The following is a 13908-nucleotide window of genomic DNA, read 5'->3' on the forward strand; positions in this document are numbered from 1 at the left end:
AACAAAAACATTTTTACGAGTAAAAAGACAAAGAGCAGACTCTTTGTCCATTACACCTTACTTTCTTGATACTTCCTTTTGTACTTGCTCACGCAGGGTCATCTTTAGAAACTTCCCAACCGAGGTCTTCGGAATTTCCTCTAAGAACAAAATTTCGTCAGGTAACCACCACTTTGCAAACTGTGGTGTTAAAAATTCGATTAAATCTTCTTTTTTCACCTTATCTTTATATGATTCTTTTAACACAACACATGCCACCGGTCTTTCCTGCCACTGTTCATGTGGGACAGCAACAACTGCCGCTTCAAAAACCGATTCATGGGCCATCAAGGCATTTTCCAAATCAACGGATGAAATCCATTCACCGCCGCTCTTAATTAAATCCTTTGTCCGATCGACAATTTTCACAAAACCTTCCACGTCAATCGTTACGACATCACCTGTGTGCAGCCATCCATCACGGAATGCATCTTGTGTTCGCTCATCCTTATAATACTCTGAGGCAATCCACGGACCCTTAATGCATAACTCTCCCATTTCCTTACCATCCCAAGCCACTTCTCCGTCTTTGCCGAGAATTTTTATACTTAGTCCAGGAACAAGAACCCCTTGCTTAGCTCTTATTTCTAGTCTTTCTTCATAATCTAAATTCTCTTGATAGCTTTTTAGAGTTGAAATAACCACCAGCGGACTTGTTTCCGTCATCCCGTATGCATGTAAGAACGGCACATTGTGACGTTGTTCAAATGCCTTAATCATCCCTTTCGGCGCAGCTGAACCGCCGCAAAGCACTCCTCTTAAACTACTAAGATCATAAGAGTCCTCATCTAGTTCTTTTAATAACCCAAGCCAAATGGTAGGAACACCCGCCGTTATAGTTACTTTTTCATTTTCAATTAATTCAGCAATTAGTTTTGGTGTAAAATATGGTCCTGGCAGCACTAAAGAGGTTCCAAACCAAACAGCTGCAAATGGCATTCCCCATGCATTCGCATGGAACATTGGAACCACTGGCAACGCGATATCTTTCTCACTCATTGCCGCACTATCTGCCAGTCCCAATGCCATACTATGAAGGAATATTCCTCTATGGGAGTATACGACTCCTTTTGGATTTCCTGTGGTCGCAGATGTATAGCACATACCAGCAGGATCGTTTTCTTCTATGTCTTCTGGATATTGAAATTTAGGATTGGCTTGAGCTAAAAGATCCTCGTAATGATAGATGGGCGAAAGTGTCGTTTCAGGAAGTACCTTTTCGTCTGTCATAATTACATAAGCCTTTACGCTTTTAAGCTCAGATGCACATTTTTCAAGTAATGGAATCAAATCTGGATCTACTAAGAGGACACTATCTTCTGCATGATTGATAATATAGGATATATGCTGTGGAGAAAGTCGGATGTTAATGGTATGAAGAACAGCACCGATACAAGGTATCGCAAAATAGGCTTCTAGATGGCGATGATGGTTCCAGGCAAGTGTTCCTACCCTATCACCTTTTTCTATTCCTAACTTTTTTAGACTATCTGCAAGCCTTCTCGTTCTTTCACCGATTTGTTTATACGTAAAACGATGAATGCCACTTGATGTTCTAGAAACTACTTGCTTCTTCGAAAAATACTTTTCTGCTCTTTCAATCATCTGTGTCATTGTTAAAGGCGTTTGCATCATTACTAAAATCCCCTCCATAACTGAAAACGTTTTCAAATTATAGTATTCTATGACTCGTTACCTATAAAATATTCGTCAGGTTTAGGACAATTCCTCTATTAAGAACAAAAAAAATCTCCTGCAATTAAGCAGGAGATTCTTTTTCAGAGAAAATTTGATTTAATATTTTTATTTTTTCTTCTGTATACGCTTCAAAGCTTTCATTATATGTTTTAGGATCTTTAGGATTAGCGAACTGAGTAATCTTTCCTGTTTGTGAGTCAATAAATTTACTGGAAGCTCCGCAGCCAAGCCCGATAATCGTCTGCTGCTCCTCCATAATCATGATGTTATAGATACTTTCTTGATTAGGAAAAGCATAACCGACATTTTCGAGATTACCAAGAATGTTTTTTTGACGGTAGAGATAATAGGGAACATACCCGTGACTGTCTGTCCACTCTGTTGCTAGATTCATCATTTGTTCTACTTCTTCACGGTCAGCCACTTTGTATTTGTCCTTGTTTTTCGTCATTTCAGAAGCACGCTTAAAGGATAGCGTATGAACGGTTAAGGATTCCGGCATTAGTTTTTCAGTTTCAGCAAGTGAATGTGTAAATTCTTTTATCCCCTCACCTGGCAGGCCGATGATAAGATCCATATTAATATTATTCATACCCATATCTCTGGCTAAATGATATTTATCTATGGTTTCTGTAACCGTATGATGACGCCCAATGGCTTTTAATGTTTCTTGCGTATAAGATTGGGGATTAATACTAATCCGATCAATTTTCCATTTCTTTAATACTTCTAACTTTTCAGGGGTAATCGTATCGGGACGACCTGCTTCGACTGTGATTTCACGTATTTTTTCAACTTCTGGGAAAGAAGTATACATCTCTTCGTAAAGCATATCCATCTCTTCAGCCGTAATACTGGTTGGTGTACCGCCGCCATAGTAAACAGTTGTAATCCGTACCCCCTTTTCCTTCAGCCACTCCCCAATTTTCTTTATTTCATAATGCAGCCCGCCTAGGAACGAATCAACTGATCCTTGCCGGCCGTTAATGGCATATGCCGGGAACGTACAGTAAGCGCATTTTGTCGGACAAAAAGGAATTCCAATATAAATACTTACTTCTTTTTGCAGTGAATAGAGGTCTGGTACAATCGCAAGCTGCCTATCGACTATGTGCTGCATTAGATTTATCTTTTCGTCGGTTATGAGATAATCATCTTTTAATTGCTGGTGAGCAATATGTTGAGGCACACCCTCTTGGACTTTCCGATGCAACAGCTTGGTAGGTCTAACGCCCGTTAAGATGCCCCACTTTTGGGTGATTCCAGTCCATTTCTGTAAAAGGACTAAATAAACGTGAGCAACTGCGTTTTTAATTTGCTTGAATTGTTCCTTGTCTGTTTGTGAAGGCTGGAGTTCTTTTTCGTAACTCTCTGTATAGGAATTGCCATCTGTATCCTTTAAAACAGCGGAAACATTAATCAAGTCATTTTCGACTAAAGCAAAATTTATGATTAAATCAGAAGCTTCATCTTGAACTTTCACAATCTCTGTTTCTTCAAAAAATAAATTTCCGATGAGCTGCAACATTCGGTTAAAGCGTTCATCGTCTAAACCTAAAATACTAATTTTCAATTAAATCACCTTTTTTATAGAAAAGTGAAAAGCGCACTGGCTCTCCAGCTAGACATTATTATAAAACTCCTTTAAGTTTACAGAATCAATATTATAAGGTCAATATAATGGAAATTATTCACTCCAGGGAGTACCTGCCCTTATGAGTGACTGTTCTTCTAATTTATAGATGGCTCGGGCTTTCACCAATATCAAAAGACATCACCGTATGTATACGATGATGTCCGCTAAATTACTTTTTGATGATATTCATCTTCCTTAGAAACTCAATTGGCTGTTGTTTTCTGAAGTGTTCTTTAACCATATATCCCACACCGTGCTCATTTTTCGATCTAGTTACCCAGTCAGCTGCTCTTTTCACCTCAAAATCCGCGTTCCACATGGCTACACCTAATCCTGCTTGCTCAATAGCAGGGATATCATCTAATCCATCTCCAATTACGACCATTTCCTTTAATTGGATCCCAAGTTGACTTCCTAGAAAGGATAGGCCCTTTAACTTTGAGACACCCGCAGGGACAATATCTAATCGCAGCCGGTCAAGTTGAATACTCTCAATTTCTGTAAACATCTTTTCGATAGCCTGTTGTGCATCTTGAAGATCACTTTCCTCCTCAAAATAAACCTCAATCTTTGGCGGGGTAACCGGTTGATCATGTAAGTATTCACTTAGTGTTGAAACAAATTGCTGCGAATAAAAAACAGGATCTCCTGAGGTAAAGACGGTTTTCGCTAACAAATTATTGTTCAACTTCAACCTATTAGCTAACGAAAATTGTTCATGTACAAGTCTAATTTGACAAGGCATGCCCTCCAGAAAACGGACTGTATCATACGTGATATTTTCACTAATTCTTTGAACAAAATTCTGTTTATCTTGGATGTTAGCAATATAAGCCCCTTGATGAGTAATCAGCGGGTTTTTTATTTTTAACGCCCTTGCCACCTTCTTGGCTGAGGGAAAGCTTCTAGATGTCATGAGCGTTACATAAATTCCCTTTTGCTGTACATACTCAATCGCTTCCTTTGTTGACTTATGAATTTTACCGTTACTCTGCAATAGAGTTCCATCAATATTTAATGCAAGCAAACGATAAATCATTACGCTGCCCCCTGTTCTTGGTGAAGATACCCTTATATCACTTTTATGATATTTCACCCAAAGATAGAACAAGTGCAGTATAAAACAAAAAACTTCCGGAAGACCGAAAGTTTTTGGTGATTCTATTATAAATTACCGTAAAGTTCTTCTAGTGGTTTCATAATCAATTGGTTTAACTCACCAATAATCATACTCATCCGCTGTTCAGCCTGCATAAGTTTAGCAATTTTTTCATTTTGTTGTACAAGAGCTACAGTTGCTTGAGCCTGTTGAACCTCTTGCTCAGATATTTCCTGTCCCATCATTTGTTTTTGTTGTAAATTCATTTGAATTTGACGGAAGTTATCAAACATTTTTTTTGCAGCTGGATCAGCATTTACCTCTTGATAAATTTGCTGTAAGTGTTTATATTCATCACTTTGTCGAATTGCTTTTTCTAATGCATTTGCTGCATCGTATACATTAACGGACATTGATTCCACTCCTTTTAAGAAAACATAATCTTTATAACTATAACAAACTATGTTTATAAACGCGAGGATGTTCAACTAAGGGTGCAATTATGTATCACCAACTACTGGGCGGTATCATACGATACCATATCAAAGAATGCCTATTATGGAAACACATATTTGCCTATAAATGAGGAGTGACTATGCCCCCTATCACGATTATTCCTATGAAATCAGCTAATTTTGTTGAAATGTCCGAACAACTTTATCAACAGCTGCTGCTCGATACAAAAGAAATCTCGATTTCTATAGGAAAGAAAATGGTGACAGTAAAGATAAGAAGTGTTGAAATGAATCCTGATGAGATTCATTTCCCCGAAAATCTATTTCAACTTTTTCAATTACCGATTCAAAGGTACAAATTTCATGTGATTTATCAGGAAAATACACAATCACTTTTATTGGGTCCCGTTATAGGTCTGGTAACAGACTTTAAAAATAAAGGAAATGAAGAACCCCATTTTCGTTCAATCCACACTTTTTGTGAAGAACTCCATCATGGTCTTTCGGAAAATGGAGGCTTCTTATATGTATTTTCTTATCCAGAGTTTTCTGATCAAGGATATTACTTTGAAGGTGGAAAATGGAAGGCTGCACAGCTCCCTCTTCCAAATGTTATTTATAACCGTATCCATTCTCGAAAAATCGAATTTGGTAAAGAATATCATTTATTTCGACATAGACTTGCTGAGTTAAATATTCCTATTTTTAACGACCGCTTTCTTTCCAAATGGGAGGTTCATGAGCACTTAATCCATGAAAATCATCTGCTCTCTTATGTACCTGATACAAAACTCTTCTCAAAAGAGCATTTAACCACATTTGCAAAAAGCTATGAAACTGTTTTTATTAAACCTGTACATGGAAGTCAGGGAAGAAACATTTTCAAACTCCAAAAGAAAAATGATTATTTTACATTGGAATCTTCCATTAAATCGCAAACAGAGAAAAAGCATGTGATACTTTCCATTGATGAAATCTACCAGCATCTTAAACCGCTGTTGAACAATAGAATCTACATTATCCAACAAGGGATTCCCCTCCTAACCTATCAGTCTAGAGGGATGGACTATAGGATTCTGTGTCATAAAAGTCAACAAAACAACTGGAAGGCTACCTCGGCGGTAGCTCGAATTTCGGCGGAAGATGAGTTTGTTTCCAATATTGCCCGGGGCGGAGAAATAATGACTCCACTAAATGCATTGAAAGAAAACATGAGTATAAGCGACGCAAAGTGGCTTATCACACAAATGAAAGAATTAGCCATTGAAACAGCAGTGATTATTGATAGGAAATCTTCTGGAATAACCGGAGAACTTGGAATCGATATTGGGATAGATCAGGAAGGTAAACCATGGCTTATAGAAGTCAATTCAAAACCCTCGAAAAACTTTGAAGATGGTCAAATGAAAATAAGGCCTTCAGCCAAAGCCATTATCAAGTTTTGTACAAAGCTTGCATTCGATACAAGCTCAGAAATGGAGGATTCATAGATGATTACCTTTGGGATAATGACCTTAAACTTAGAAAGTGAAGCAGGATATATACATGAAATCGCCGCAAGGGGCCAGTCTTGCGGCATGGAATGTTTTCACTTCCTGCCATCTAATATTAACCCTCTCACCACACAAATCCAGGGCAGGCGGTTTGATGCAAATCAACAATGTTGGGTGGAAGATGAGTTTCCTCTCCCTTCACTCATCTATGATCGTTGTTTTTACGGAGACGATGAACATTCAAAGAAATGTATCCCCATCGTTTCATGGTTAAAGAGCAGAGAGGATATTACTTTTTTAGGCTTTGGTTTACCCAATAAGCTAGAGTTATATGAAACATTATCTAATTCTGTCTTAGCTCCTTATTTACCACACTCACAGGCTATTAAGGATTGCTTACAGGTTGCAAATGCCCTAAACAGTCAAAAGAAAATTATCATCAAGCCAATTAATGGATCTCAGGGTTACGGAATCTATTATCTAAAGCGAAATGATAAAACCATTCATGTTAAAACAGAAAAAAATAAGAAAATCATCTCGAGGATTTTTCCTAATGAAACGAAGTTCTTTCAATGGCTGCAACCGTTAATTAATTTTAGACCATACTTGCTTCAGCCTTATCTAGAGCTATCAAATAGTTCTTCACAGCCCTTTGATATTAGAATCCTGCTGCAAAAAGATGAGCAAGGACTTTGGGTTGAGCGTGGAAAGGGAATACGCATAGGAAATACTGGCGGTATTCTTTCAAACCTAAGTGCAGGGGGCTCTGTCAAAGACTTCGCTTCCTGGTTATCTACTTTATCTGCAGCAGCCAATAAAGAGTACATTGCAACTGAATTAAACTTTATAACAAAAAAACTCCCTTCTGTCCTTGAAAGGGAAATCCTGCCTTTATTTGAAATTGGCATTGATATTGGAATGGCAAAGAATGGTGCACTTTGGATTCTCGATGTAAATTCAAAGCCAGGGAGAAAGGTAATAATGAACACACAGCCAGATTTAAAAGATACCTTATCCCTTGCTCCACTCCTATATGGTAAATACCTTACTACTAATGATAGGAAAGAAAGGAAGAGCTACTATGAGAAAACGCTATACCATTGAAATAACTGGAAATAGCACTTTCGTTGTTTACTGCCCTCAAGAGCTCTTAATGGAGAAGGAATTAAAAAAAATCGCCTTTGGCTCAAAAGTTATCGAAGTGGAGTTCAGGCAAAATCCTAAGAAAAATGGATGCATTGTAATAAGCAAAGAACTGCAAAAGCTCTTACATTTCCCTGATTTTGCAGTAAGATTACATGTCTTTATCGAAAATCAAGTTCTAAACATTGGACCGCTTGTTGGAATATTCACAGCAGGATTCACACCATTCCCACATCGTCCGCTAGGTGATAGAACGAATTTTTTTTCTAAACTATTATCGGTAAGAACCAATGTTGGTGCCATTCCATTTGTTTTTGGGGAACAACATATTCATTGGGAAAAGGGTACAATTAATGGATATTTTTATCATGACAACAATTGGCAGAGCATAGAAGTTCCATTTCCACATGTAGTTTATGATCGACTTCCAAACCGAAAAAGTGAAAGAAATCCAAAATTAGTTAGTGTAAAGGAAAAGCTGCAAAAGGATTATCTAATTCCTTGGTATAATCCAGGTTTTTTCAGTAAACTGGATATTTATGAAAGGTTACAGCAGGACGAATCAGTCGCTGTCTATCTGCCAGAGACACATTCATTCACTTCATTTTCATCAATTGAAGACATGCTGGCCAAATATGGTCATATCTATCTTAAGCCAATAAACGGCAGCCTCGGTTTAGGTGTCCATCAAATTCTCTACGATAAAATGCAAAATGAATATTATTGTCGCTATCAAGATACTAATGGAACGAATCGTCTTAGAAAGTTTTCATCCATAGAAGGATTGTTCCAAACCGTCTTTGCCAAACGTAATCTAGATAGAATGATTGTTCAACAAGGTATTCACCTGCTGCGACAAGAGCAGCGGCCTATTGATTTTCGTGTTCATAGTAATAAAGATGAATCCGGGAAATGGCATGTCACGGCAATGGCAGCAAAAATAGCTGGTCGAGGCAGCGTTACTACCCATGCCCGAAGCGGGGGCGATGTCAAAACATTAGCAGAAATTTTTCAGCCGGAAGAATGCCAATATTATACCGAAAGGCTTGTAAATGCTGCCCTTCAGTTGAGTAAGAGTATTGAAAATAATATGGAAGGGATTATTGCCGAGATTGGTTTTGATTTAGGTATTGATAGGAATGGCGGCGTTTGGTTATTTGAAGCAAATTCGAAACCAGGGAGATCGATTTTTAGTCACCCGGAACTAAAGGATTTTGATAAACTCACGTGTAAGCTCTCTCTTGCATTTGCGGTTTTTTTAACAGAACAAACCATTTTGCACCCTGAGGAAGTCCTTAAATGGCAGTAATCAATCCTTGGAGCAAAAGAATGGTTCCTGTCATTGGTATTTTGACTGCAAAAAAAAAGGATGGCACCATCGCTGGAAATGGACCGCTTTTTATTGAACTCCAAAAAAAGCTTATTTCACTTAATGGAATAAGCTTTATCTTTACATTAGACGGTGTTCATGCTGATTCAATTGATGGTTTCACATATATTCCAGAAAAGGATGAATGGGAACGGATAAATTCCCCGTACCCAGACCTTGTTTACAACCGTATTCCCTTTCGGAAATCGGAGGAGGAAATAACACATAGCGGGTTCTTCTCTCGTTTAAAGGAACAAAATATTCCCTTTTTCAACCCGGGTTTTATTGATAAATTCGAACTTTACCGCCTCCTAAAAAACCACCCTGCTCTACACTCTTATCTACCAGCTACGATATCAGCAATACAAAAGCAAAAACTAATGATTTTTTTATCCCAATATCAATCAGTTTATTTAAAACCAGCTCAGTCAGCGAGAGGAAATGGGATTTTTATATTAAATGTGGATTCCCAAAAAAGGATTCATTTAAAAGGATTAAATAAATGCGAAGAGTTTCTAACCTTTGACCATTTTTGGCAAGAGTGGGAAGACTTACTTATGAAGAAAAACTATTTAGCTCAAGAAGAAATAAAGTCACTTCTTTATGAAGGAAAAAGGTTTGATTTTCGAATTCTTGCCCATGCCGAAAATAACCAATATATCGTTACAGGAGTCGGGATCAGGCAATCCCAAAAACAGGATATTACCACTCATGTTCCTACAGGGGGCAGACTTTTGCCTTATGAATTGTTACAAACGGAGGAACACGATCTTTTTATTCATACTATAGTAAAGCAAATTGGAGAAGCACTATCTGAACAGTTTGGATTTTTCGGGGAGTTTTCAATCGATGCTGGTATCAGTCAATCTGGTCACTACTACATTTATGAGGTGAACTCAAAACCAATGAGTTTTGATGAGAATGAAATCGAAGAGAGAAAAATTGATCATCTCTGCAATTTATTCCTGCAGCTTACAGGTTATCCTGACATTTGAAAATTATGCTGGAATATAGGCTGGTTTTCTCGTAAGCTAGAGGTAACCAATAGCTTACAAGGGAGATGTAGGAATGCTGACACACTTTCAGTATAAGCCATTATTTGAAAATAAAAATATTCCTGGGTGGAACTTCAGCTTTTATTATAAAAAACAAAGATATGCAGGGATCTATCACCAAACTGGAAAAATTGAATGGACAGCAAATACACCCGAACAGGATGAAATTGATTCTTTAACCAGCCAAATCCATGAGCTAATGCTATTCCATGTTTATGAATAACATCATTGAATGAAATAATGCCCTTTTCACAAACTATAGGTAAAATAGAAAAGGGCTGATTACCATGAATAAGGGAAAAAAAGATTTGCAGTATGAAGGGAAAGATAAAGTCTTTTTAGATATTGACCGAATCATTAACGAAGGATTATCAGGTGGATCTGTTCACTCCCGACATGACACAACCAATATTGAAGAAGCTCGTGATCTAAGTGAAGAAGAACCTCCTACTCAAATAAATGACTAAAATAAAAAGGCTAACACAGTGAATAAATCACGTGTCAGCCTTTTTTTATTTAAAATTTAGGCTGTGTTAAAGATAATTGTTGATTTTGCACCCTGTTGATTGGAGCAAAAGGCACGAAGACTCCTGCAGGAGTACGGAGCGGGTGAGACCCCACAGGCGCTAGCGCCGAGGAGAAGGAAAAGCGGAAGCGCCTTGTCTAGCCCCGACAAGCGCTGGAGGGCCTGGCGCTGAAGTCGCTCTTTGACTTCATCGTCAGGACCGAAGTGACTCGAGGGGCTAGGCGCTGTAGCTAGACAGGCTCACCGCAACGCCTGCGGAAAGCGAAGTGCCTGTAGTGGAAATCAACAGGCCAATATAACACAGCCAAAATTTAAAAAGATGTTATAATTAGGACATCATTTTCTAAATTTCAAAATGGAGTAGTTGACCTTGCTAAAAAAAATTATGTCCTTATATGAAAATTCAGTACTATATTCTGAACAGCCAAACCATACATCTGACCAATTTTATCTATTTTTTGATGAGTCTGAGAACAACTGGCTTTCGATTCCCAAAAAAAGTTTATCAGAAAAAGAGCTAAATCTTTTGCAAGTGGTTTATGAACAGGTAAAACTCCCATCTAAGCCGTTAACCACACTATCAAAAAAATGGTATGAGTTTTTACTATCTAACGGTTCCATCCCTTCACTAAACCTTGAAAGTAATTTTCGTTTCATTCAGTTTCATATTAAAGGTCACGGGGTTGATCAAGAAGAAATTGAATCAGCAATAAAAGGATTTTTTCCAGATGAAGTTCAAATCTTTTGGGAAAATATCCACAATGGCATTGTTATCGAAGAAAGCAGACAGCTATCTCTTACAGAAGAAGAGTTAACATCTATAGCAGATACGTTAGAGAGTGACTTATATGTGAAGGTTTCCTTTTATATCGGCAAGCTTTACCCCTTCTCAAATCATTTACGCAACCATTTTCAACAAGAAAAGGAGTATTTTGATTTTGCCAAGAATAATCACACCAGCTCGAATATTATAACCTTTGAAAAAATTTTCCCATCGTATGTAGCATTTAGTCTGCCTGAATCTATCAAGGATAAGGTTAAACTGGAACTTTCAACCGTTTTTACAGAGGATCCCGAATTATTTACAACCATTAAAGTTTTTTTAGAAAACAACTTAAATGCTAGTTTAACTGCTAAAAAGCTGTATATTCATCGGAATACTCTTCAATATCGAATCGATAAATTTATCGAAAAAACAGGAGTTCAGTTGAAGGACTTTTACGGAGCTTTTACCGTCTTTTTAGCCTGCCTGCTCTTTGAACAAGACAAATAGGACACAATGCACAAAATTCAATTTGGGAACTTTGTGCAGTATGTCCATACTTTTTGTAAACCTTTTCATGTACACTTAAGTTAATCAAAACAGGGAGGTTTTTCAAAATGGCAGAATTAAAATTAGATCATATTTATAAAATTTACGATAATAAAGTAACCGCTGTTACAGACTTTAATTTACATATCCAGGATAAGGAGTTTATCGTTTTTGTTGGTCCATCTGGATGTGGTAAATCTACAACACTGCGTATGGTCGCTGGACTTGAGGAAATTTCAAAAGGTGACTTCTACATCGACGGCAAACGAGTGAATGATGTAGCTCCTAAAGATCGTGATATTGCGATGGTTTTCCAAAACTACGCACTATATCCGCATATGACTGTATATGATAACATGGCTTTCGGATTAAAACTTCGTAAGTTTCCAAAAGAAGAAATTGAGCGTCGTGTAAATGAAGCAGCAAAAATTCTAGGATTAGAAGCCTACCTAAAGAGAAAGCCAAAAGCTTTATCTGGTGGTCAGCGTCAGCGTGTTGCATTAGGACGTGCGATTGTCCGTGATGCAAAGGTATTCTTAATGGACGAACCTTTATCTAACCTGGATGCAAAACTTCGTGTAGCTATGCGTGCTGAAATTGCTAAGCTTCACCGTCGTTTAAACACAACAACTATTTATGTAACGCATGACCAAACAGAAGCGATGACAATGGCTTCAAGGCTGGTAGTTATGAAGGACGGTCTTATTCAACAAGTGGGAACACCTAAAGAAGTATACGAAAAGCCTGAAAACGTATTTGTTGGCGGTTTCATCGGTTCACCAGCAATGAACTTCTTTAATGGTAAATTAGAAGAGGGCAAATTTGTAGTCGGTAATACTTCTATCGCTGTTCCTGAAGGTAAGATGAAAGTTCTTCGTGAGCAAGGATATGTTGGAAAACCAATTATCTTGGGTGTTCGTCCTGAAGACATCCATGATGAGCCTGTATTTATCGAAGCATCTGCCGGCACAAAGATCACAACAAATGTTGATGTTGCTGAGTTAACTGGTGCTGAATTAATGGTTTACTCTAGTATCGATGGTCAGGACTTCGTGGCCCGCCTTGATTCAAGAGCTGACATTCACCCAGGCGATACATTAGACTTAGCATTTGATTTAAATAAGGGTCATTTCTTTGACATTGAAACTGAGTCTCGTATTCGCGTAGCGAATGAATAGATGATACAAAAAGGTCCCGTTTTTTTAGCGGGACCTTTTTTACATATGTATATCTACTCTTTTATAAAGATTACTTGATCCTTTTGACAGGATGGACATTGATAAAGATGCGGGCATTTTCCTCCAGAGTTACTGTCTGGATATCCATCTTCCATCTTCATTAAATCGATTTCCATGTACGGACTATAATCATCATAGTAATCCATTAACCTTCCGCTGTCTAACATTTGTCCCCCGCAATGTGTACATAGTAAATTGATTTCACGTAAACCGTTGCATATTGGGCATATTGACATTTACATTCACCCTTTAAGTTTTTGTATATATTTAGTTTGCGTTACTATTACAGCACTATGTACCGGAATAAATTACCAGTTAAAATAATCGAATAAGTTGTCCATTTTTAATCATAATAAATATTACAAAGCAAGCAACAACATTTAATCGATGGGTTACCAAGTGGAAAAGACATCTCTTTTCTAAAGGGCCTTAGGCCGGTGCAAGTCCGGCTAACCCAGCCACAAAAGGAAATTAGAAAGCAGCTCCAATATCTAATAAATTTATAAGATGGGTTAGGCCAAGGTGGCAATGGTTAGCTTAACCATAATGGTTCAATTCCATACTGACCCCAAAATTATTAAGAGGAGTGTTATTCAACTATGGCTAGTAACAACAACTCTAATCAACTTTTAGTACCTGGAGTGGAGCAAGCACTTCAACAAATGAAGTATGAAATTGCTACAGAATTTGGTGTAAATCTTGGTGCAGATACTACTTCTCGTGCCAACGGTTCTGTCGGAGGAGAAATCACTAAGCGTCTAGTAGCAATGGCAGAGCAACAACTTGGCGGATTCCAACGCTAATCTTTAAGCAACCACAGAAAAAATAAATATTATGGCTTAAGC

General features: G+C 37.8%; 14 protein-coding genes. 9 read left to right on the forward strand and 5 right to left on the reverse strand.

Annotated elements, in window-relative coordinates; all coding sequences use genetic code 11:
• Positions 1–57 precede the first annotated feature (57 nt).
• The 4 genes from H0184_RS03380 to H0184_RS03395 all read right to left on the reverse strand — a co-directional run bounded on the left by H0184_RS03380 (position 58) and on the right by H0184_RS03395 (position 4885).
• Positions 58–1674, reverse strand: coding sequence for a long-chain fatty acid--CoA ligase (locus H0184_RS03380; protein ID WP_221820907.1), 1617 nt, complete (start codon positions 1672–1674; stop codon positions 58–60).
• A gap of 124 nt (positions 1675–1798) precedes the next feature.
• Complete coding sequence (locus H0184_RS03385) at positions 1799–3310, reverse strand: coproporphyrinogen III oxidase (RefSeq protein ID WP_221820910.1); 1512 nt, start codon at positions 3308–3310, stop codon at positions 1799–1801.
• Positions 3311–3542: 232 nt separating this feature from the next.
• Positions 3543–4412 carry a Cof-type HAD-IIB family hydrolase gene (locus tag H0184_RS03390; protein WP_221820912.1) on the reverse strand — a complete coding sequence of 290 codons (870 nt, stop codon included), beginning with the start codon at positions 4410–4412 and terminating at the stop codon, positions 3543–3545.
• A gap of 125 nt (positions 4413–4537) precedes the next feature.
• Positions 4538–4885, reverse strand: a complete 348-nt coding sequence (locus tag H0184_RS03395) for a YlbF/YmcA family competence regulator (protein ID WP_221820913.1) — start codon at positions 4883–4885, stop codon at positions 4538–4540.
• A 182-nt stretch (positions 4886–5067) separates the two neighbouring features.
• Between H0184_RS03395 and H0184_RS03400 the strand changes: the two genes are divergently transcribed.
• The 8 genes from H0184_RS03400 (at position 5068) to H0184_RS03435 (ending at position 13003) form a co-directional block, all read left to right on the forward strand.
• Positions 5068–6417, forward strand: coding sequence for a YheC/YheD family endospore coat-associated protein (locus H0184_RS03400; RefSeq protein ID WP_221820915.1), 1350 nt, complete (start codon positions 5068–5070; stop codon positions 6415–6417).
• Complete coding sequence (locus H0184_RS03405) at positions 6418–7524, forward strand: YheC/YheD family endospore coat-associated protein (RefSeq protein ID WP_221820919.1); 1107 nt, start codon at positions 6418–6420, stop codon at positions 7522–7524.
• Positions 7502–8872 carry a YheC/YheD family endospore coat-associated protein gene (locus H0184_RS03410; RefSeq protein ID WP_221820921.1) on the forward strand — a complete coding sequence of 457 codons (1371 nt, stop codon included), beginning with the start codon at positions 7502–7504 and terminating at the stop codon, positions 8870–8872. The genes H0184_RS03405 and H0184_RS03410 overlap by 23 nt, the downstream gene beginning before the upstream one ends.
• Positions 8863–9927 (forward strand): YheC/YheD family endospore coat-associated protein, encoded by a 1065-nt coding sequence (locus H0184_RS03415; protein ID WP_260631388.1) that lies wholly within the window; start codon positions 8863–8865, stop codon positions 9925–9927. Before H0184_RS03410 ends, H0184_RS03415 begins: the two co-directional genes overlap by 10 nt.
• A 73-nt stretch (positions 9928–10000) precedes the next feature.
• Positions 10001–10210: a YheE family protein gene (locus H0184_RS03420; protein WP_221820922.1), complete on the forward strand. Its 210-nt coding sequence runs from the start codon at positions 10001–10003 to the stop codon at positions 10208–10210.
• A gap of 64 nt (positions 10211–10274) precedes the next feature.
• Entirely contained in the window at positions 10275–10454 is a 180-nt protein-coding gene (locus H0184_RS03425; protein ID WP_221820925.1) for a hypothetical protein, read from the forward strand.
• A gap of 429 nt (positions 10455–10883) precedes the next feature.
• Positions 10884–11786: a PucR family transcriptional regulator gene (locus H0184_RS03430; RefSeq protein ID WP_221820926.1), complete on the forward strand. Its 903-nt coding sequence runs from the start codon at positions 10884–10886 to the stop codon at positions 11784–11786.
• A 107-nt stretch (positions 11787–11893) separates the two neighbouring features.
• Complete coding sequence (locus H0184_RS03435) at positions 11894–13003, forward strand: ABC transporter ATP-binding protein (protein ID WP_221820928.1); 1110 nt, start codon at positions 11894–11896, stop codon at positions 13001–13003.
• Between the two features lie 53 nt (positions 13004–13056).
• Here H0184_RS03435 and H0184_RS03440 read toward each other — a convergent pair whose 3' ends face one another.
• Positions 13057–13299: a hypothetical protein gene (locus H0184_RS03440; protein WP_221820930.1), complete on the reverse strand. Its 243-nt coding sequence runs from the start codon at positions 13297–13299 to the stop codon at positions 13057–13059.
• 363 nt (positions 13300–13662) lie between these two features.
• On the opposite strand from H0184_RS03440, the gene H0184_RS03445 reads away from it, so the two are divergent.
• Positions 13663–13866, forward strand: a complete 204-nt coding sequence (locus H0184_RS03445) for an alpha/beta-type small acid-soluble spore protein (RefSeq protein ID WP_095248511.1) — start codon at positions 13663–13665, stop codon at positions 13864–13866.
• Positions 13867–13908 lie beyond the last annotated feature (42 nt).

This window comes from Neobacillus niacini (assembly GCF_019749295.1).
Classification (GTDB): Bacteria; Bacillota; Bacilli; order Bacillales; family Cytobacillaceae; genus Neobacillus; species Neobacillus niacini_D.